Source organism: Streptosporangium sp. NPDC000396, assembly GCF_042898655.1.
Taxonomy (GTDB): domain Bacteria; phylum Actinomycetota; class Actinomycetes; order Streptosporangiales; family Streptosporangiaceae; genus Streptosporangium.
The window spans coordinates 1-18647 of record NZ_JBIAZA010000062.1 but is presented as its reverse complement, the minus strand read 5'-3'; the positions used below and the strand labels follow the sequence as shown (position 1 = coordinate 18647).

18 protein-coding genes and 4 tRNA genes are annotated in these 18647 nt (G+C 66.4%); 11 read left to right on the top strand and 11 right to left on the bottom strand.

What is annotated here, in order from left to right:
• Window positions 1–135: 135 nt before the first annotated feature.
• On the top strand, window positions 136–603 hold the full coding sequence (locus tag ACFY2X_RS46610; protein ID WP_389951730.1) for an integrase core domain-containing protein: 468 nt from the start codon (window positions 136–138) through the stop codon (window positions 601–603).
• A gap of 431 nt (window positions 604–1034) precedes the next feature.
• On the opposite strand, the gene ACFY2X_RS46605 is transcribed toward ACFY2X_RS46610, so the two are convergent.
• Window positions 1035–1110: transfer RNA gene (locus ACFY2X_RS46605), tRNA-Lys, on the bottom strand.
• Between the two features lie 155 nt (window positions 1111–1265).
• Between ACFY2X_RS46605 and ACFY2X_RS46600 the strand changes: the two genes are divergently transcribed.
• On the top strand, window positions 1266–1850 hold the full coding sequence (locus ACFY2X_RS46600; protein ID WP_389951728.1) for an exonuclease domain-containing protein: 585 nt from the start codon (window positions 1266–1268) through the stop codon (window positions 1848–1850).
• 140 nt (window positions 1851–1990) lie between these two features.
• Here the strand turns inward: ACFY2X_RS46600 and ACFY2X_RS46595 are convergent, their stop codons facing one another.
• On the bottom strand, window positions 1991–3148 hold the full coding sequence (locus tag ACFY2X_RS46595; RefSeq protein ID WP_389951725.1) for an acyl-CoA dehydrogenase family protein: 1158 nt from the start codon (window positions 3146–3148) through the stop codon (window positions 1991–1993).
• A gap of 120 nt (window positions 3149–3268) precedes the next feature.
• On the opposite strand from ACFY2X_RS46595, the gene ACFY2X_RS46590 reads away from it, so the two are divergent.
• Complete coding sequence (locus ACFY2X_RS46590) at window positions 3269–3784, top strand: PspC domain-containing protein (RefSeq protein ID WP_389951722.1); 516 nt, start codon at window positions 3269–3271, stop codon at window positions 3782–3784.
• A 1-nt stretch (window position 3785) separates the two neighbouring features.
• On the opposite strand, the gene ACFY2X_RS46585 is transcribed toward ACFY2X_RS46590, so the two are convergent.
• Window positions 3786–5081 carry an MFS transporter gene (locus ACFY2X_RS46585; protein WP_389951719.1) on the bottom strand — a complete coding sequence of 432 codons (1296 nt, stop codon included), beginning with the start codon at window positions 5079–5081 and terminating at the stop codon, window positions 3786–3788.
• A 168-nt stretch (window positions 5082–5249) separates the two neighbouring features.
• Window positions 5250–5600: a metallopeptidase family protein gene (locus ACFY2X_RS46580; RefSeq protein WP_389951717.1), complete on the bottom strand. Its 351-nt coding sequence runs from the start codon at window positions 5598–5600 to the stop codon at window positions 5250–5252.
• 33 nt (window positions 5601–5633) lie between these two features.
• Between ACFY2X_RS46580 and ACFY2X_RS46575 the strand changes: the two genes are divergently transcribed.
• The 5 genes from ACFY2X_RS46575 to ACFY2X_RS46555 all read left to right on the top strand — a co-directional run bounded on the left by ACFY2X_RS46575 (window position 5634) and on the right by ACFY2X_RS46555 (window position 8121).
• Complete coding sequence (locus tag ACFY2X_RS46575) at window positions 5634–7229, top strand: metallophosphoesterase (protein ID WP_389951714.1); 1596 nt, start codon at window positions 5634–5636, stop codon at window positions 7227–7229.
• Between the two features lie 9 nt (window positions 7230–7238).
• Window positions 7239–7311, top strand: a tRNA-Glu gene (locus tag ACFY2X_RS46570).
• Between the two features lie 105 nt (window positions 7312–7416).
• A tRNA-Asp gene (locus ACFY2X_RS46565) sits at window positions 7417–7491 on the top strand.
• A 28-nt stretch (window positions 7492–7519) separates the two neighbouring features.
• Window positions 7520–7593, top strand: a tRNA-Phe gene (locus ACFY2X_RS46560).
• A gap of 156 nt (window positions 7594–7749) precedes the next feature.
• A complete protein-coding gene (locus tag ACFY2X_RS46555) occupies window positions 7750–8121 on the top strand; it encodes a barstar family protein (RefSeq protein ID WP_389951712.1) in 372 nt (123 codons plus the stop codon).
• 257 nt (window positions 8122–8378) lie between these two features.
• On the opposite strand, the gene ACFY2X_RS46550 is transcribed toward ACFY2X_RS46555, so the two are convergent.
• The 3 genes from ACFY2X_RS46550 to ACFY2X_RS46540 form a co-directional block, all read right to left on the bottom strand.
• Window positions 8379–9170, bottom strand: coding sequence for a hypothetical protein (locus tag ACFY2X_RS46550; RefSeq protein ID WP_389951710.1), 792 nt, complete (start codon window positions 9168–9170; stop codon window positions 8379–8381).
• Window positions 9171–9293: 123 nt separating this feature from the next.
• Entirely contained in the window at window positions 9294–11462 is a 2169-nt protein-coding gene (locus ACFY2X_RS46545; protein ID WP_389951707.1) for an FtsX-like permease family protein, read from the bottom strand.
• On the bottom strand, window positions 11459–12190 hold the full coding sequence (locus ACFY2X_RS46540; RefSeq protein ID WP_389951706.1) for an ABC transporter ATP-binding protein: 732 nt from the start codon (window positions 12188–12190) through the stop codon (window positions 11459–11461). The genes ACFY2X_RS46545 and ACFY2X_RS46540 overlap by 4 nt, the downstream gene beginning before the upstream one ends.
• 89 nt (window positions 12191–12279) lie before the next feature.
• On the opposite strand from ACFY2X_RS46540, the gene ACFY2X_RS46535 reads away from it, so the two are divergent.
• On the top strand, window positions 12280–12885 hold the full coding sequence (locus tag ACFY2X_RS46535; RefSeq protein WP_389951704.1) for a DNA-binding response regulator: 606 nt from the start codon (window positions 12280–12282) through the stop codon (window positions 12883–12885).
• Here the strand turns inward: ACFY2X_RS46535 and ACFY2X_RS46530 are convergent.
• Window positions 12778–14844 (bottom strand): histidine kinase, encoded by a 2067-nt coding sequence (locus ACFY2X_RS46530; RefSeq protein ID WP_389951702.1) that lies wholly within the window; start codon window positions 14842–14844, stop codon window positions 12778–12780. The two genes, ACFY2X_RS46535 and ACFY2X_RS46530, sit on opposite strands and share 108 nt — an antisense overlap.
• Window positions 14841–15089 carry a hypothetical protein gene (locus tag ACFY2X_RS46525; protein ID WP_389951699.1) on the bottom strand — a complete coding sequence of 83 codons (249 nt, stop codon included), beginning with the start codon at window positions 15087–15089 and terminating at the stop codon, window positions 14841–14843. Before ACFY2X_RS46525 ends, ACFY2X_RS46530 begins: the two co-directional genes overlap by 4 nt.
• Window positions 15090–15314: 225 nt before the next feature.
• Here ACFY2X_RS46525 and ACFY2X_RS46520 point away from each other — a divergent pair, with 225 nt between their 5' ends.
• Window positions 15315–15869 (top strand): hypothetical protein, encoded by a 555-nt coding sequence (locus ACFY2X_RS46520; protein ID WP_389951697.1) that lies wholly within the window; start codon window positions 15315–15317, stop codon window positions 15867–15869.
• Window positions 15870–16047: 178 nt separating this feature from the next.
• On the opposite strand, the gene ACFY2X_RS46515 is transcribed toward ACFY2X_RS46520, so the two are convergent.
• Entirely contained in the window at window positions 16048–16974 is a 927-nt protein-coding gene (locus ACFY2X_RS46515) for an MBL fold metallo-hydrolase (protein ID WP_389951695.1), read from the bottom strand.
• A gap of 376 nt (window positions 16975–17350) precedes the next feature.
• On the opposite strand from ACFY2X_RS46515, the gene ACFY2X_RS46510 reads away from it, so the two are divergent.
• Window positions 17351–17944 (top strand): hypothetical protein, encoded by a 594-nt coding sequence (locus ACFY2X_RS46510; RefSeq protein WP_389951692.1) that lies wholly within the window; start codon window positions 17351–17353, stop codon window positions 17942–17944.
• A gap of 188 nt (window positions 17945–18132) precedes the next feature.
• Here ACFY2X_RS46510 and ACFY2X_RS46505 read toward each other — a convergent pair whose 3' ends face one another.
• Window positions 18133–18477: a DUF6461 domain-containing protein gene (locus ACFY2X_RS46505; protein WP_389951733.1), complete on the bottom strand. Its 345-nt coding sequence runs from the start codon at window positions 18475–18477 to the stop codon at window positions 18133–18135.
• Between the last annotated feature and the right edge of the window lie 170 nt (window positions 18478–18647).

Here is an 18647-nt window from a genome sequence, read left to right as displayed (position 1 = left end):
CGCGCCCCCGCCCGCTGAACTCCAGGACCTCCTGGCCACCATCGGCGCTGGACGCGCCCTCAACCTCTACGCCCGGATCTAACAGACCACGGGTACATCCTGGCGGTCATCGAGCATGCCACCAGGCGCGTCCGCGTGCTGGGCACCACCGCTCATCCGAGCGGGAGTTGGGTCGTCCAGGCGATAAGGAACTTGGTAATGGATCTGGATGATGCGGGCTGCCGGGCGCGCTTTCTGGTCCGAGACAGCGATGGGAAGTTCCCGGCTCTCGTGGATGAGATCCTCACCGAAGCTGGCATCAAGACGGTGCTCACCGGTATCCGGATGCCGAGGATGAACTCAATCATGGAGCGGTGGGTGCAGTCGTGCCGCCGCGAGCTCCTCGACCGCTGCCTCGTATGGAACGAACGCCACCTGCGGCGCGCCCTGCGCGAGTACGAACGGTTCTACAACCAGCATCGCGCCCACCAAGCCCTGGACCAAGCGGCTCCGCTACGCATCGTGCCGGATCCGATTACAGATCCGGAGCGGATCATCGACCTGAACGTACGCCGGAGAGACCGGCTCGGCGGAGTCCTCCACGAATACTCACATGCGGCTTGACCTGCATGGATGTAGTTTTCGGCAGGCGCACTGCTGCCCGGAGAGAGATGCGGACGAACATGTGGACTCCCGTTCTGTTGAGGGGTCAGAACGAAAGCCACTGTGGACGGGCCCGCAGGCGAAGGCGGCCTGGTCTGCCCTTTACCGAAGACGACTTGATCAACCCTTGGCTAGAGAGCCGCCCGATTCGGGCGCGGCGCACCTGAAGGGACTTCTGACTTGGTGTTCTGCTGACCTTCTAGCGGGTCTGGCTCGACGTTCGCCGTCTAGGCGATCTTCCTTATGCCCGAGTCCGCAGGTCAGGCGTTCCGGCATGCGCCCAGCGCGTGCCCGATCCGTGCCCGCGAGCAGCCAGCGAGCGATCAAACGAGATCAACTTCTCCCGTCGAGCCCACCTTGCCCGAGAAATCCAAGGTCAGATGGGGTGTGAGTGGTAGGGCGCCTGGGACTCGAACCCAGAACCTACGGATTAAAAGTCCGCAGCTCTAACCATTGAGCTAACGCCCCGCTGAAGACAGCGTACCGAGGATAGTGTCCACTAACGTCCGTCGCCAGGCCTGTGGGTGCCCATCTGTTTGTCCAACGGCAGGTAGGGCGGAGATTCAGATCATACAGTGGCACCTATGACGAGTTCGGGGTTGGAGTCGATCCATGGTCATCACGTGTCCGCACGGCAAGGGTACGTCGTGGTGGACGTGGAGACCACGGGTTTCTCTCCGGCCAAGGGCGACCGGATCTGTGAGATCGCGCTCGTCTCCCTGGACGCCGAAGGCGCGACCGTCGACGAGTGGCACTCACTGATCAATCCGCGCCGCAGCACCGGGGCGGTGCACGTCCACGGGATCACCGACGAGATGGTCGCCGACGCGCCGGTGATCGAGGAGGTGCTCGACGCGATATGGCAGCGGGTCGCCGGACGGGTTCTGGTGGCCCACAACATCTCCTTCGACCTGCGCTTTCTCAAGGTCCTTCCGGGCAGCCAGTGGCTGAGCGAAACCTTGTGCACGCAGCGACTCGCCCCTGACTTCATCTCCGACGGGAAATGGACCCTCGCCGCCTGCTGTGAACGCGTGGGCATCTCGCTCTCCAACGCCCACAGCGCGCTGGTCGATGCGCGCGCCACCGCCGAGCTGCTCCGGTTCTACCTGCGCCAGGGCCTTTCCTGGCGGAGCGAGCTGGACAGGGCGGCTCAGGCTCCCGGCTGGCGCTCCTGCGACCTGCCCCAGCGGCACCCCCGCCAGCGATAGGCGGAGATGCCCCTGGGGCCTCACAGAACGATGTCGTGGTCTTCCAGAGGCCAGGGACGCTCGGGCCTCATGAAGGCTCTCAGGGCGGGCGACGCGTCCTCCTGGGGCCTTCCGGAGACCGGGCGTTTTGAAGGACCGGATCAGTGGAAGGCGTCCAGCCCCGTGAGCGCCCTGCCCAGGGTGAGCAGATGAACCTCTTGCGTGCCCTCGTAGGTCAGCACGCTCTCCAGGTTGTTCATGTGCCGGATCACCGGATACTCCAGCGTGATGCCGTTGCCGCCGAGAATCGAGCGCGACTGGCGGGCGATGTCCAGGGCGGCGCGGACGTTGGCCAGCTTGCCGAAGCTGACCTGCTGGGGGGTGATGGCACCCGCGTCCTTCAGGCGGCCCAGGTGGAGGGCGGTGAGCTGGGCCTGGCCCAGGCTGACATACATCCAGGCGAGCTTTTCCTGGGTCAGCTGGAAGCCACCGATGGGCTTGCCGAACTGGACGCGGGTCTTGGAGTAGTCGACGGCGGACTCCAGGCAGGCCCGAGCCGCTCCCACGACGCCCCACAGGATGCCGAAGCGGGCCTCGGACAGGCACGACAGCGGGCCCTTCAGGCCACGGACCTCAGGCAGTACGGCTGACGCGGGGAGACGGACGTCGTCGAAGTAGAGAGAGGAGGTCACCGAGGCCCTGAGGGACATCTTCTTGTGAATCTCCGGGGCGGAGAAGCCGGGCGTGTCGGTGGGGACCACGAAGCCGCGGATGCCGTCCTCGGTCTGTGCCCAGACCACGGCCACGTCGGCGATGGAGCCGTTGGTGATCCACATCTTGGAGCCGTTGAGGACCCAGTCGCCGGAGGCGTCCTGCTTGGCATGGGTGCGCATGCTGGCGGGGTCGGAGCCGTGGTCCGGCTCGGTCAGGCCGAAGCAGCCGATCGCCTCGCCCGCGGCCATCCGGGGCAGCCACTCCTCCTTCTGCTCCGCGGAGCCGTACTTCCAGATCGGGAACATGGCCAGCGAGCCCTGAACGGAAACGAACGACCGCAGTCCCGAGTCGCCCGCCTCCAGCTCACGGCAGGCCACGCCGTACGAGACGGCGTCCAGGCCGGCGCAGCCGTACCCCTCCAGGTGCATTCCCAGCACGCCGAGCGAGCCGAGCACCGGGCCCAGCTCGCGAGCGGGGAAAACCGCCTCTTCGAACCAGTCACCCACGTGGGGGAGCACCCTGTCCGCGACGAACTCCTTCACGGTGTCGCGGATAAGGCGCTGCTCTTCGGAGAGTTCGTCGTCGATGCGCAGGAGGTCATCCATGGGTGTTCCTCTCTCGTCGGCCCCTGTCAGGGTATTGCGGATGCGCAGGGGGCGGATGTCAGGGTCCTCCCAGGGGGAATCCCGATGTGATCGGGGCCCTCTGCCGGGCAGTCTGAAGACATGAACGAAAACGACTTCTCGGGCATCAGGAAGCTTCGCAGGACCAGGGACGGGCGCATCATCGCCGGCGTCGCCGCGGGGCTCGGACGCTACATCGGAATCGACCCCAACATCATCCGTGCCGCCCTCGCCGTCGCCAGCTTCTTCGGAGGCCTCGGAGTGGGGATCTACGCGATCGGCTGGCTGCTCCTGCCCGACGAGAGCAAGGACAGGTCGATCGTCCAGGACCTGGTCGACAAGAACAAGGACAACCCCGTCTGGCAGGACGCCAGGGCCAAGGCCGAGCAGGGATGGGCCAAGGCCGAGCAGAGCTGGATGAAGGCCACCAGCCAGAACCAGGCGCCGCACTACCCGACCCACCAGGACCCTGCCGCCCCGCAGCAGCCGGCCCACCGGGACGCCTCGCCGCACTACCCGACCCACCAGGACCCGGCCCCTCAGTATCCCGCCCCTGCTCCCGAGGCCCCGCGGAGTACGGTGCCGCAGCACGGCGACGAGTCCAAGCCTCAGACGTGACTCAGGTGGTCGCCCCCGTGCGGACCTTCTCGATGATCTTCTTACGCGCTTCGATCCAGAACAGGGCCAGCGCGGCCGCGACGACGAACCCGGCCGCGCCGGCCAGTGCCACCACGGCTTCGGGACCGAGTTTGACGGCGGCGGCGCCGCCGATGAGGATGCCGACGCCCTGGGCGGCCAGCAGGCCTGACTGCACGAGCCCGAAGGCCTGGCCCCGCCGCTCGGCGGGCACGCACTGCACGAACGCGGCGTTGGCGGCGAGCTGATAGGCGCCGCCGACGCCCGAGACGAACCACAGGACCAGCACCGCGGGAAGCGGCGGGCGCATCGCGCACAGGACCAGCGGCGCACAGGTCAGCATCGCCATCCAGCCCATCACATGCAGCCGCCTCGACGGAGTGACATACCGGCTGAACAGGAACGCGCCGACGACCGTTCCGGTCGGCATCGCGCCCATCAGAAGACCAGCGATGAACGAGATCTGTCCCGGGTCCTTGGCCAGCACGGCGGCATACGGGGTCGCGATTCCCTCGGGGAGCACGTAGAAGCCGCACAGCCAGGCGAAGAGCACCAGCGTTCGGAGCCGGGGATCACCGAAGACCAGCTTGGCGCCGGCGCGGGTCATGGTCCACATGGACGGGCGGTTGGTGTCGCCCTGGATGGGGGCGGAGCGCCGTCGCACCCCTGAGACCAAAATGAGCGCCGAGGCCAGAAACGTGGACGCGTCCAACGCCAGCGCGCGGTACGGTCCCATCCCCATGATCAAGGCTCCACCGACGGCGAAACCCAGCATCTGCGCACCTTGGTTGGTCATGTTCTGCAACGCGGAGCCCGCGACGTAGCGGTCGCCCTCAAGAAGTTCGGGAAGCAGCGCCGCCCTGGCGGCCGAGAACGGGGCGCTGAGCAGCACCACGCAGAAGACCAGCGCGCACAGCGAGGGAAACGAGGTGCCGGGAATGGCCATGAGCGCCACCATGACAGCCCGGAGCAGGTCGCAGACGATCATGATGTGCCGCCGAGCGTAGCGATCGGCGAGGCCCGCCAGCAACGGTCCGCCGACGATCGGCGGCAGATATGTCAGCGCGTAGACCGACGCGGTGGCCAGTGACGATTCCGTTCTTTCGAAGACCAGCACGGACAGTGCCACGCGTGAGAGCTGGTCACCGAGGAGCGAGAGCCCCTGAGCGAGCCAGAGCGCACGAAACTCCCCGATGGCGATGACTTCGCCGTATGTTGCTTGGCGTTCGGCCGGGCGGCGGTGCCGCCCGGGTAGCCGACCGGGCCTGGTGGCCGCCATAGGTCTCCGCTGGGCTGCAGTAGCATTGACTGTAGGTGTTCGGTGCGTAACCTACGGTGCCTGCTGGAGCGCTCGCGCGCAACTGAAAGCAATCAACCCCATGCAAGCTGTAATGGTAAATCAGGAAATCTCGGGCATGGGGTGAAGCGATATGTAATGCGGCGTTGGCTACCAGCCGAGCTCGTGCAGCCTGTCATCGTCGATGCCGAAATGATGAGCGATCTCGTGAACCACGGTGATTTGCACCTCTTCCACCACCTCATCCTCGGTCTCGCAGATCGAACAGATCGGGTTGCGGTAGATCTCGATGCGGTCGGGTAACACCCCTGCGTACCAATCGCCGCGTTCGGTGAGTGGAATGCCGGTGTAGAGGCCGAGCAGACCCGGTTCAGGCGGATCGTCCACAACCACCACGACCACGTTGTCCATGACGCTCGTCAGCTCGGGAGGAATCGTGTCCAGCGCCTCGGCCACGAGCTCTTCGAACTTCTTCTTCGAGACCTCGATCACACCCGTCATTGTGCCCCTTGCTCCGGGGCAAGGGGGGAGTGCATGGATCTCATGAACTGGACCACGAGCTGGACTCGGGGCTTCTGGCGCTTCGCGAGAGGGCGGGTCGTGCGTGTCGCGGCCCTCGTGCTCGTGGCCGTCGCCGGTGCCTGCCTGGGCATCGCGCTCGCCGGCCCCGTGAAGACCAACGTCGGGCCCGTTGAAATCGGCATGTCGGCGGAACCCTCGTGGGTGGGGGAGACCGTCGTGGACGTCCACCCCCTGGGCACACTCTTGTTCGACACCCACAACGCGCCGGTCGCCCTGCGCATCACGCTGGAGAACATCAACCCCGCCCGGGCCGGCGCGATGCTGGAGGATCCGCGGCTGTCCGACCAGTTCCCCGCGCTGCTGGAGAAGGAACTGCGCGAGGGGGTCAAGACATTGGTTCTGCGCGCCGTGCTCTGCGGCCTGGCGGGGGCCCTCGTCGTCTCGTTGATCGTCTTTCGCCGGCCCAGGGCGGCCCTGACGGGTCTGCTGGCCGCGGCCGTCGCGCTCGCCGGCACGGGGGCGGCGATCGCTGTGACGTTCCGGCCGGACTCGGTGGTCGAGCCGAAATACACCGGCCTGCTCGCCGGAGCGCCGTCCCTGGTCGGCGACGCGGAGTCGATCGTGACCAGGTTCGAGTCCTACCGGGCCCAGCTCGCCAAGCTGGTCAACAACGTCTCCCAGCTCTACGACACGGTCTCGTCCCTGCCCGTCTACGATTCCGACCCCACTTCGATCCGGGTGCTCCACGTCTCCGACATCCACCTCAGCCCCATCGCGTGGAACCTCATCCGCTCGGTCACCAACCAATTCAAGATCGACATGATCGTGGACACCGGTGACCTGACCGACCACGGAACGCGCCCCGAGGACAAGTTCGTCGAGGAGATCGGCAAGCTGGGCGTGCCGTACGTCTTCGTCAGGGGCAATCACGACTCCAAGGCCACCCAGCGGGCCGTGACCAGGCAGAAGGGCGCCGTCGTCCTCGACGACTCCGTCAGGACCGTGGCCGGTCTGCGCGTCTACGGGCTGGGCGACCCCCGGTTCACCCCTGACAAGTCCGTGCCGGTCGACTCCGATTCCGAGTCCCTCGCGACCCTGGGGCGCGTTTACGCCACACGGCTCAGCCGGGCCTTCGAGCCGGTCGACCTTGTGGCGGTGCACGACCCGACGATCGCCAGGGCCTTCTCCGGTGCGGTTCCGATGGTTCTCGCCGGTCATTCCCACGAACGGTCTACCGAGTTGCTCCCGTCGGGGACCCGTCTTCTCGTCCAGGGATCCACCGGCGGCGCCGGTCTGCGGGCCCTTGAACACGACGAGCCCACCCCTGTCGCGGCCTCGGTTCTGTACTTCGATCGGAAGACGCACCGCCTGCGGGCCTGGGACGACATCACCTTGGGAGGACTCGGCGAGCAGTCGGTTCAGATCGAACGTCACGTTGAGACCGAGCCTGGCCGTACAATTTCTCCTGGGCCGACGGTCACCCCGTCTTCGACGGGAGCGACCATCGGCGCCACGACGCCTTCGGCAGGAACGCCGCTTTGGCATCAGGGGCAAAAGTCCCCTATGCTTCAGAGGTCTCCAGCGGAAGACGGCAACGGAACGGGATGAAAATCCTGAGCCCCCATCGTCTAGTGGCCTAGGACACCGCCCTTTCAAGGCGGCGACACGGGTTCGAATCCCGTTGGGGGCACGGCCGAGCAAAGCTCGCCGGGGAAACGGCAGGTCGAAGACCTCCGAAGAACTGGTAAGCTAAGCAAGGCAAGAAAAACGGAAGCGAAAACTTCCGACAAAGCAAGGTCCTGTAGAGCAGTTTGGAGTGCTCGCCACCCTGTCAAGGTGGAGGTCGCGGGTTCAAGTCCCGTCAGGACCGCTCTGGTAAGTGCTTGATTCACTACCCAGGTCAGGTAGCTCAGTCGGTACGAGCGTCCGCCTGAAAAGCGGAAGGTCGGCGGTTCGACCCCGCCCCTGACCACATCATATGAGCAGCAAAGATGCCCCGAACGATCATCGTTCGGGGCTTTTTTGATCTCTGGTGACAGCAACGTGCTTTTTGATCAGGCGGAGAAGACGTTGATCCGGAAGCACTGGCACTCGGGCAAGCCGGACGTGTGCAACCTCTGGGCCGAGTATGGGCCAGAGGGCAGGAAAGAGTGGCTGGCGGGCCGTACAGGCTCACTCCGATCGTGCTCCTGATGCTCTGCCAGGCGAGACGTACGAGCTTCACGGCAACCACATCGTTGACGAAGTGAGCTTCTACTGCGCGATAGGGGAGGTCGTCAACGGCCCCGCTGGTTACTTCGGCAGCAATCTGGCCGCGCTGGATGACTGCCTGTGTGGTGGCTTCGGAGCCAAGGTCCCTTTCACTCTGATCTGGCACGATTCAGATGTCGCTCGTGAATGTCTGGCCAGGCCACTGGAGTGGGAAGAGAGGCAGGTCACCCTCTTTGAGACGATCTCGACCATTTTCGAGGAACACGGCGTAGAGGTTGTCTTGCGGTGAAGGTCGGCGCGGTGAATAGGCCGATCAGAGATACAGGTGAGATGGTCGGGATCTCCAAACGAGGAAGCGCCCCGAGTGGATCATTCGGGACGCTCTTCTGAAGTAGCCGGCAAGGTCTACACCGTGCCCAACCTCGGCAGCTTCGTCAGCATCCCCGAGGGGGAGGAAACCCCAGCCGAGAGCGGCTCGGATAAGTAGCCGACCGTCCAGTTCGCCTCAACGGCAAGGCTGTCTGACGACCGGCTTTGCATGAGTTGTCAGCGGCAGCCCGCGTACCATTCCATGGTGTTCGCGAGCCCCTGCCAGTGCGTGTATGTGTGAAGGTCGAGTTCCGCGTCCCCGGGGCGCGGCTGAAGCATTCCCTCCAGGGGTTCGAAACCGAGTTCGCGGTAGTCGGGGTCCTTCTTGCGATGCACCGCCACACAGAAGACGGTCATGTTCATCACCACGTCAACGGGAACGCCCAGCGGGCAGGAGCCGTCCACCGCGTCCGGGAGCCGGTCGAGCTCCTGCCGCGAGGGCAGCGCATCACCTAAGTAGCGCATCAGCGACAGAATCGGGGCACAGCCCACCCGGTCATCGTCGATGCGGGCAACCCGCAGCAGGACAAAGTGGCCGGAGGAGACTCGGTACGACAGCACCGTTCCCGGCGTCAGATCGGTGACGTGACGCCACGGACGGCGCAGGCGTTTTCGCTCCGGCTGAGGGGCGGTGAGCTGGGCCTGCACCTTCTGATGGACGGCTTGCCGACCGGCCAGAGCCTTGGCTCCCTGCTCCTGCCAGAGCTCCAGCCCCTCACCCCGCTCGATGAGCGTCAAAGCCTTGTCCCGCACCATCGCATCCAAGCGGCCGATCTTCGACTGAGTCCAGGCCAGCGCCAGCCAGATGACCGGGCCCTCGTCCGGATCGACGAGCGCGTCACCGAACTCGTTCAGCACCCGGCGAGTGGCCTCCTCGTCCTCCACTCCGTCTTCGATCAACTCCCGATAGGTGTCCCGTACATCGCACGCCGTGTCGTCAGAGAACAGCGCCACTCCCCACGCACCCATGGAAACCCGGCATCCTTCCGAATCGGCTCAGGGCAAGCTACAAGATCTGTCTAGTCCCATGAGATGCCTGACGTTCCTATCCCGGCACATGGGCGACAGGTGACCTAGGAAACATCCTGCCGCTCAGGCACGAAACCGAACTCGGGCGGAAAGCACAGCCGCGACCACGGCGACCACCGAACAGGCGGCCAGTCCGCTCAAGAAGGGCACCAGAGGAAAAGGCGACGAGAAGGCGAAGGCCAGCCAGTGAGCACCGGAGGCCAGCCCGGCCAGCAGACCTCCGATACCCACAGCGATCAGAGCCTCCCCGGAGACCATGCGCAGAACCTGCCCGGAAGTCGCCCCGGCCGCACGGTAAACAGTGAACTTCCTGGTGGACATGGCCAAAGTGTTGGCCACGGAAACACCTGCATAAAGGACCGCGACACCGCCGACGATCAACAATGCCAACCGGAGTTGTTCGGCTCGGTAGGCATCGCTCGCAGCCGTCCACTTGCCGATCGGCACAGCCGACACAGGCAACCCATCCAGGGCGGGAAGTTCGCCACGAACAAAAATCGCGGAAGCCAGAGCAGGACCCAGATGCCTGGGAGTGAGCAGAGCCCCGCCGCCGGACGAGTCGAGCGCGGTTACCGCCGCCACTCGAAGTGTCACGAAAGATCCGTCCGCCACCTGGATGCGCACCCGGTCGCCGACGGCGTAACCCCAGGTCTCGTCCACGACGATGGAAGAGTCGTCCAGGTCGGCCAGCCGCCCGGAAAGCACCGGCAGGCCGAGTAGGTCGGCGCGGTTGACCGCGCGGGCGTCGAAGGGAACGGACTCCGGAGCGGGGCCATAAAACAGGCCCGCCCGAGGAACGGCGTGAACGGTGGTGTCGAAAAGCACGAGAGCATCGGAGCCGGAAACCCGCTCAACGACAGTGCGGTTAAGCCCCGGGGTGCCCGCAGGAAGAATCACCGAATCGCCGAACGTGACGCTTGGGGGAACAGCCGGAGAAGTCCATAGGCAGCTCAGCAAACCCACCGTCAAAAGAACGGGCGCGCTGACAGCCGCCGCGTGCCGTACAGAAGCAAGGGTGTTGGCCCGCGAAAGCAAACCCGGCGGCAGAAGCCGGGTGAAGAACGCGATGAAAACCGGGGAGAGCAGCGCGAGCGCGACGATCAACGTGGGGCCGACATAAGTGGCCAGTGCTGAGCCGTAAACGTCGGGCAGGACGAGGGCCAGGACCGTCAGACCGGCGGCGGCGAGGAGAGCGAGGGTGCCGCCCAACCAGCGGAAGGGGGTCATCGGGCGCCGGTCGAGTTCGGCGTCGCGGAGGGCCTCGACCGGGCGGATTTGTCCGGCGCGTACGGCTGCCGCGGTCGCGCCCACGACGGCCAAGCCGACGCCCACGCCGAAGGCCACCAGTAGGACCAGGACGGAGAGCGGGGACGGCGCCACGGTGAACCAGGTGGGGGCCAGGCCGATCGAGGCCAGGAAGTGGGCGAAAACGGGTGCGCTGACCAGGGTGCAGGCGCAGCCGACGGCGGAGGCGGCGACGCCGGTTCTGGCTGCTTCGCGCAGGACCAGGCGGGTGATCTGGGACGGGGTGGCTCCGGCGATGCGCTGCAGGGCGAGTTCCCTGCGGCGTTGGGTGACGGAGAAGGCGAAGGTGCTCGCGACGACGAACACCGACACGAAGGCCGCCACCGCTGTGGCCATGCCCATGATCGTGGTGAGGCCGACGAGGGTGGTCGCGTCGCGCCGGGCCTTCGGGTCGGCTAGGGCGCGGTCGTCGCCGGTCAGGACGGTCAGTCCCGCTGGGACCGAGGCGGGAGCTTCCGGGAAGATCACGGCGTCGACGCGGGGGGACAGACGGGCGGCTTCGGCATCGGTGAAGAACACGGCGGACTCGAAGCCGACCGGAGCGGTGACGCCGGAAACGGTGTATTCGCCCGAACCGTTCGCCGTCAGCACCGTCACGCGCCGGCCGGGGGAGCCGGTCGCTGTCACGATTTCGTTGGACTTGGCGGGTGCGTGTCCGGCGACAAGGCGGTAGCCGGAGTAGGGCGCCGCGCCCCACGGGCGGCCGATCGAGGAGGCGGGGCCGCCGACGACCTGGGCGTAGAAGGTGCGATCCGCGACACCGCCGGACATTTCCACATGCCCGACGTCCGCCACCACAACAGCGGGAGCCTTGGTGTACCGGCCGGGATTGCCGTTGCCTCCGGCGATAGCCGCCGTGAGGACAAGCCCGGTGGTGCCCAGCAGCAGGACGCCCAGGGCCAAAGCCACAAATGTTCCGATTCTCATGCCCAGGCCCCCAGGTGCGCCATCCGGCGAGCGACCGCGTCCGCGGTGGGAAGCTGCAGATGGTCCACAATGCGACCATCCGCCAGGAACAGCACGGTGTCGGCATGTGCTGCCGCCACCGGGTCGTGGGTGATCATGACGACCGTGCGGCCCAGGTCGTCCACGCTCTCGCGCAGCAACCGGAGCACCTCGCGGGCAGAAACGGTGTCGAGCGCCCCGGTCGGCTCGTCGCCGAACACGACCTCGGGCCGCGTGACCAGCGCCCTGGCGATCGCCGCCCGCTGCTGCTGCCCGCCGGAGAGCTCACTCGGCCGGTGCCCGGCCCGCTCGGACAGCCCCACACGGGCCAGGACATGCTCCATCCAGGCCAGGTCCACCCGGACACCCGCGTATTTAAGGGGCAACGTCACGTTCTGCGCCACCGTGAGCGAGGGCACCAGGTTGAAGGCCTGGAACACGAAACCGATCCGCTGCCTGCGCAGCACGGTCAGTTTGGTCTCGCTCAGCGAGGTCAACTCGACCCCGTTCAGCGTGACCGAGCCGGAGGTCGGCCGGTCCAGCCCGGCGGCGCACTGCAGGAAGGTGCTCTTGCCGGAGCCCGACGGGCCCATCACCGCGGTGAATGTCCCCTTCCGGAACCCGGCGCTCACCTCGCGCAGCGCCGCGACCCCCTGTTCGCCGCTCCCGTACACCTTGCTCACGGCTGTCAGCCGCACCACTTCCGTCATGGGGAAAAGCCTGGCGAAAAGTGGATCCTCGCCCCAGAGTTGTCGTCACTGATTGGACCGTGACTCCATCACAAGATAGACATTTCGCCATGATTCGGATCATTCTCGCCGAGGACATGGACATCGTCCGAGGTGCTCTGGCCGCCCTTCTGGGGCTGGAGGTCGATATGTCCGTCGTGGCGCAGGTGGGGACCGGGGACGCCATCGTCCCCACGGCTTTGCAGCACCGTCCTGACGTGGCCGTCCTTGACGTGGACCTGCCCGGCCTCGACGGGCTGACCGCCGCCGGGCAGCTCAAGGAGCAGCTTCCCGGATGCGCTGTTCTCATGCTCACGGGGTACGGCAAGGCGGGTGGGCTCCGCCGGGCGCTGGAAGCCGGGGTATCCGGATATCTCCTGAAAACGACGAGCCCCGCGGACCTGGCTGAGGCCATCAGGACTGTGCATGCCGGTGGCCGGGTCCTTGATCCCAAACTGGCTGTCACCGCCTGGGAGGCACCGGGTAATCCGCTCACTCCGCGTGAGGTGGAGGTGTTGCGGATCGCGGCTGAGGGCGCGGACGCCGATGAGATCGGCGCGCGGTTGCACCTATCGGCCAGGACTGTCCGCAACTACCTCAGCGCGATGGCCACCAAGCTCGACGCCAGGAACCGGGTCGACGCGGTGCGCATCGCTCAGGAGTCCGGCTGGATCTAACCGGGCGGTCAGATGGAACCAGCCGTCTTCGTTGACCGCGGTGAAGGTGCCGCCGGTTTCCTCCACGCGGGCGCGCAGGTTCGCGAGGCCGGAACCCACTCTGGTCGGTACGGCACGCGGAACGCCGTCGTTGCTGACCCGGAGTTCGGGCACGGCGGTGATCATCACGGTGGCGTGACGGGCCCGGCTGTGTCGCAGGATGTTCGTGACGGCTTCCCGCAGCAGCACGCTGACCAGGGACTGGGCATGGGCGGGCACCTCGTCGACGGTGAACTCCGCCTGGATGCCCGCTGTGCGCAACAGCTCGTGCGCGTTGGCTGCTTCCTCTTCAAGAGACAGTTCGCGGTGGTTGCCCGCCGCGGCGGAAAGGTCGGCTCTGGCGCGTTCCAGCATCGATGCGACATCCGCCAGATGCGCCGGGTCGACACGGATGGCCAGCTCCAGCTTGAGCAGGATGCCTGCCAGGTTGTGTCCCAGCAGGTCGTGCAGGTCGCGCCCGGCACGCAGGCGTTCACGCAGGACCGCCTCCCCGGCCAGCTCTTCGCGTGCCTGCTCCAGCTCGGTCACCAGTTGCGCCAGCCGTCCCAGGCCGTAGACGACCAGGGCGGTGATGGGTGTGGTGAGGGTCCAGTTGACCAGTTCACCGAGAGTGAGGGCATTCAGGGAGCCGATGACCGTGACCGAGCCGGTGACCAGGGCGAGGGCTCCCCAGGACCAGGGCGCGGGCAACATCAACAGGGCCGACGCGCCCAGCAGGCCGGGGAGGGCGAGCCAAGCTCTGCCGTACCAGAAAAAGGGCGCGTAAGTGACGACGGCCTGCAGCAGCAGCGTCAGGGCCCAGGCCGGTGGGCGGGTCAGGCGTGAGTGCCGCACCTGGAGCAGGGCGCCGAGGGCGAGCAGTGCCGCGACGAGCGGGTCGCCGCCGAAGTGGACGAGGGGGCGGACGCAGAGGCCGACCAGGACGGCGACCAGCACCGACACGGCCAGGGCTTGGGCGGGTCCGCGGCCGGGGTCGCGCGGGGTGTCGGCGGGCAGGCTGGCTTCGATCTTCAGGAGGCCATCGGGGGTGAGGGCGGCGTCGAAGCGGCCTCCCGCTGAGCGCACACGTTCGGCCAGGGTGAGGGCTGTTTCCGGGGTGCGGAGGCCGTCGTGGGTGACCTTGATCCAGAGGCGGCCGGTTTCGATCGTGCACTGGCGTGCCCTCCCGTACTGGAGCAGGCCTGTGACGGCCTCCCGCAGGACCAGGGCGAGGAGCGCGCCGGGTGAGCCGAGCGGCTCGGTGTGGGTAGCTGCGACCTGCACGTTCACCCCGGCGGCGCGCAGGACTGCCCGGGCTGCGTCCAGCTCTGAGGTGAGGGACAGGGAGCGGTAGTCCACGGAGACCGAGCGGGTTTCGGCCAGCAGGGCCCTGGCGTGTTCCAAAAGGTGGGCAGGGTCGTCGCCGTTGGCCAGGCCTTTGGTGATCGTTTCCAGGCCTCGGCCTACAGAGGCTTCGAGGTCGTCGGCTATGCGGATACGTTCGCGGGAGACAGCCGCCACGGCCAGGGCTGTTCTGGCTGAGCTGACTCTTTTGAGCTGGTCGGCCATACGGGTCAGGCCGTAGACCACGAGGGCGGTCAGGGTGGTGCTGATGGCAGTGCCGAACCTGCCGGGGACGGGCGCGGCGAGGATCGCGACGGCGACCACGGTCAGCGCGGATGGGACAGTCACTCGTGCCGGGGTGCGGAGGAGCAGGGAACCGGCGAGCAGGCCCAGCAGGCCGGGGGCGGCGTTGAGGGCGAACACCAGGGTCAGGCTGAGAGCGGCCTCGCCCAGGATCGTCCGATTCCTGACGAGTAGCAGGACGACCATGGCGATGGTGGCCGGGATGGCGTTCTGCCAGGTGGTCAGGGCAGGCAGAAGGTCGCTGACGGCGAAGGCCACCAGGGTCAGCGTGACGATCGCCTTGGCGACCCTCACGGGGCCGGCTTCCTGGGCAGGAAGGTGACATACTGCCGGGTCTGCCCCTCGCCCGGCTCCTCCAGCATCTGGGCGACGTCCGCCACCGGTCCGGCTCCCGCCGCCAGGACAAGCTCGGCGAAGGCCGCGAGCATGGCGCGGGACAACGGCATGGTCGCGAGCGCGTCGCCGGAACGCTCCGCGTAGTCGGTGGCGACCGTGTCGTAGGACTGCCGGTGGGCGATGAGGCAGGGGGGCTCGCTCATGGAGTTGAAAGTAGCGGAGCGGCTCAACGCGGATGCTTGGACATCTGTCGGCCTCGGGACCGAGGTCGATCACGCGATCGCGGTGACCCGTTCCGCCGACGTACCACCGGCCGGGAGAGTTCCCACATAAGGGGGAGGGGGATCACCCTCGGGTGGGAGGGGCGGCGGCACTCCGATTGCGAGCCTGGTGGTGTTACGAACAGCCGAGATCGAGGGGGATTCTCGATGACCATCACACGACTGGCCCGCCGGAGCCGTGTCGCCCTCGCCGGGCTCGCCGCCGGGCTCGCCGTACTCACAGTGACCGCGCCGGCCGCACAGGCCGACCCCGAACCGAAGGCCGCCGCGCTGCCGGACTTCCTCCTGTCCGGTACCGGTGAGGGCGTCCTCGACACCCTCGGGGCCGGGTGGAAGGGGCACAAGGTCCGGTTCGTCATCGAAGCCAAGGGCTTCGCCACGGAGTCCCAGGGCACCTTCCGGGTCCAGCACTGGTACCCCGACGGAAAGATCTTCGCGGACTTCCAGGGGAAGATCGACTGCCTCAACGTCGGCGGAGACGTCGCGGTGGCGACCGGAATCATCGAGAAGGTCAGCGCGTCTCCTGCGGAGATCGAGATCCCGACCGGCAAGCGGGTCGGGTTCACCATCGACGACGAAGGCAAGCGGGACCGGCTCGGCTGGAGCTGGGCCGTCCTCGGGTTCAAGCAGGAGGTGCCGATCTGCACGGGCACGGCGCCGATCCTTCCCCTGAGCAAGGGCGGCTACACCGTTCGCGACTGAGCACATGACAGAGGTCTCCGCCTCAGCTGACGGCAAGTGCCGTACAGCAGCGCCGGCTTGCGCGCTCACACGGCACCAACCGACATCCACTGCTTCACCAGGGTGAGAAGTCGCTGACGAAGTACCCGACCTTCCCTATGAAACGGAAGGTCGGGACTGTGGGCCAGGCGGCGGTGTATCAGCGCTGATGCTGCTCCGGCAGGTAGCTCTCGGAATGAGCCCACACCAGCACGTTGGTCACGCTCTCCCGCTCGAAGAAGGCGAGCACCTCCTGATCTGAGTGGCGCAGACTGAAATGGGTCAGCACGAAGAGGGTGTCCGGGTGTGCCACGACGAACGGCTTGAGCTGGCTCCACACGGTGTGGCCGACGCGTTGCGCCCGATCGATCTCGGCATCGTCCAGATACGTGCACTCGGTGATGATCACTGGATAGTCGAAGAGCCAGGGGCTGCGCCCGAGCGCGCTCGCGTGCGTGTCGCCGAGGTAGGCGAACAGCGGCCGCTGGACCTGCCGGTCGACTGCGATGCCCTGTTTGCGCCTGTCCGCGATGAACCGGCCGAACTCGGCGGCGCCAAGCGTCGCCTTGAGCTCCTCAACTTCCGGCACCAAGGCTCGTCGGTTCTCCGCGACGCAATAACCCACACTGGGCACCTTGTGCTCGGATTCGAGGACCCGGACCGTGTGAGAGCCGTGCTTGCCGAAGCGGAACTCCTCACCCGGCCGTACCCCGTGCACCCGGGCCCCCGCCGCGAGAGCCGGGTCGAAGGCGGCGACCTGGTTCAGCTCGGTCGTGGCGCGCAGGTAATCGCGCACATACGGTAACGCCTCGTCAGGCACATAGATGTCGACTCCGGTCGATCGCGTCGCCAGGAAGTCAAGGTCCTTGGAGTGGTCCAGATGGGTGTGCGTCAGCAGCACCGTGTCGACCTGACGCCCCTCGGCCAGCCCGGCGTCGAGAGCGAGCTTCAGCTCGGGGACGTGGAAGAACGTCTTGTCGTTGGCGCGCGAATAGCCGGTGAGGGTCAGCTGGGTGCCGGGCAGCTTCCACGTCTTCCACTGCCGGAACGGGTGCCCGCGCTCCAGACGTTCGGGATGCGTGATCATGGCGAGGACGATATCCCTTGGCAGAAGGCGAGTGCCTTCGGTTTTACGGCGGAAGCCGCGGGACTCGCCCTGGAACGTGAGATGGGTACAGGGATGCCACGCTCGGCCAGAGCATCGGCGAAAGTCTTGGACCGGGCGGGACGACAGGATCGTCCAGGCCCTGCAGCGCTCCCACTCCGGAGTTAACTACTGATGCCGCTTCGTATCAGAAGCGGGAACGCGGTAGCCGGTGGTGCCGCGATGAGCGCGGCTGTTGTCCATCTCATTGAGCCTGCGGCGGTCTCATCGAACCTGAGGCATCTGCTTGTTTGTCCCATGTAGCTGTCAGTTCCGAGTCTGCCGGATGGCGACTCGCTAACCCTCTTAGGAGATCCCCATGCTCGATGATCGGTTGGAGCAGTTCTCTCGTGAACGGCTGGGTGGACGGCCAGTGCCGGACGATCTGCGGGTCCTGCTGACGGCGCAGTGGGAGGGGCGCCGGGGGTTCTTTAAACGGTTCGGCATCATGTTCCTGGAGCCGGGAGAGGTCGACCCGTTGCTCGACCACAGCTACCTCAACGAGCGGGACCGCGCCAACCCCGACATCATGGCCAACGTCGCAGCTTTCGGGCAGATGACCCAATACCTTAAGGTCGTCGCCAGGCATGAGGACGGCGGCTGCTATGGATACTGGGTGCACCCGGACGAGCCGGCAGACCGGCCGGCGCGAATCATCCAGGTCGACACCGAAGGCTCGTATCGGGTCCTGAACGGAACCACCTTCACCGAGGCGTGCGTGGCGGAATACGCCGATGACAGGGACGAGATGTTCGCGGACACGGCCGAAGAATTCGCCGAGCTAGGGATCCCGATCATCGCCCGTTCGGTTGCTGACCTGCACAAACCCGAGCTCCTCGTCAACCCGGACGACGTCCACGAAGAGCTTTACAACACCGAGCGCGAAAAGCAGGGAATGAGCCGGATCCCCTGAGCTGACGCGGCAGCCGAACGCCGCCAGCGGTCGCAATGGCCATCTCTACAGTCGTGATCGGAGTCGGTCATCCTCATGGACAAGACGGAACTTCGATGATTGCCTCATGATCAACGGGGCAGGGCGATGGCCTGGACCTCTCATTGATCATGAGGCGTCCGGGTCAGGAAGTTGAATATGCCTCAGACTCAATGAGACGGATTGGCCGCACAGCAGCGGCTGTCGGGCTGGTCGGGCTCGAACGCGGTGACGACCACGCGGTCCTCGGCGTACACGAACTGCTGATCCAGGTTGACGTTGTAAAACACAGTGGCCGCTGCGGTGTCCTTGGACAGACGTGCGATCACCTCATCCAATGTCCCGGCGAAGCCGTTCGGCTCGGCCAGCACGACTCCACCGTCAGCCTCGAAGGCGGCGATTTCACCCTCGTCCCCCTGGCCTCGGGGCTGATCGTGGCACCCATGCGGAGGACGGCCTCCTCCGCAGAGAGGTCGCGGATGTAGGTGACAGACACGGCTTCGCCCTCGAACCAGTCGCTCATCTGCTGCCTTTCTCGGAAAACGGTGCCGTGATCATTGCTCTCGTCGGTGCGGCTGCGCGGCTACTGATGGAACCCCGACACCTCCACCCGGGTCGAGACCACCGGCCAGAACGCCTCGCGCTGGGCGGCGGGCGGCCAGATGGTCTCGACCGTCCCCGAACT

Bases quoted from the DNA above. Each gene is read 5' to 3' on its own strand.
- ACFY2X_RS46595 (WP_389951725.1), bottom strand. From the start codon at position 3,148: ATGGATGACCTCCTGCGCATCGACGACGAACTCTCCGAAGAGCAGCGC.
- ACFY2X_RS46590 (WP_389951722.1), top strand. From the start codon at position 3,269: ATGAACGAAAACGACTTCTCGGGCATCAGGAAGCTTCGCAGGACCAGG.
- ACFY2X_RS46585 (WP_389951719.1), bottom strand. From the start codon at position 5,081: ATGGCGGCCACCAGGCCCGGTCGGCTACCCGGGCGGCACCGCCGCCCG.
- ACFY2X_RS46580 (WP_389951717.1), bottom strand. From the start codon at position 5,600: ATGACGGGTGTGATCGAGGTCTCGAAGAAGAAGTTCGAAGAGCTCGTG.
- ACFY2X_RS46575 (WP_389951714.1), top strand. From the start codon at position 5,634: ATGGATCTCATGAACTGGACCACGAGCTGGACTCGGGGCTTCTGGCGC.
- ACFY2X_RS46555 (WP_389951712.1), top strand. From the start codon at position 7,750: ATGGGCCAGAGGGCAGGAAAGAGTGGCTGGCGGGCCGTACAGGCTCAC.
- ACFY2X_RS46550 (WP_389951710.1), bottom strand. From the start codon at position 9,170: ATGGGTGCGTGGGGAGTGGCGCTGTTCTCTGACGACACGGCGTGCGAT.
- ACFY2X_RS46545 (WP_389951707.1), bottom strand. From the start codon at position 11,462: ATGAGAATCGGAACATTTGTGGCTTTGGCCCTGGGCGTCCTGCTGCTG.
- ACFY2X_RS46540 (WP_389951706.1), bottom strand. From the start codon at position 12,190: ATGACGGAAGTGGTGCGGCTGACAGCCGTGAGCAAGGTGTACGGGAGC.
- ACFY2X_RS46535 (WP_389951704.1), top strand. From the start codon at position 12,280: ATGATTCGGATCATTCTCGCCGAGGACATGGACATCGTCCGAGGTGCT.
- ACFY2X_RS46525 (WP_389951699.1), bottom strand. From the start codon at position 15,089: ATGAGCGAGCCCCCCTGCCTCATCGCCCACCGGCAGTCCTACGACACG.
- ACFY2X_RS46520 (WP_389951697.1), top strand. From the start codon at position 15,315: ATGACCATCACACGACTGGCCCGCCGGAGCCGTGTCGCCCTCGCCGGG.
- ACFY2X_RS46515 (WP_389951695.1), bottom strand. From the start codon at position 16,974: ATGATCACGCATCCCGAACGTCTGGAGCGCGGGCACCCGTTCCGGCAG.
- ACFY2X_RS46510 (WP_389951692.1), top strand. From the start codon at position 17,351: ATGCTCGATGATCGGTTGGAGCAGTTCTCTCGTGAACGGCTGGGTGGA.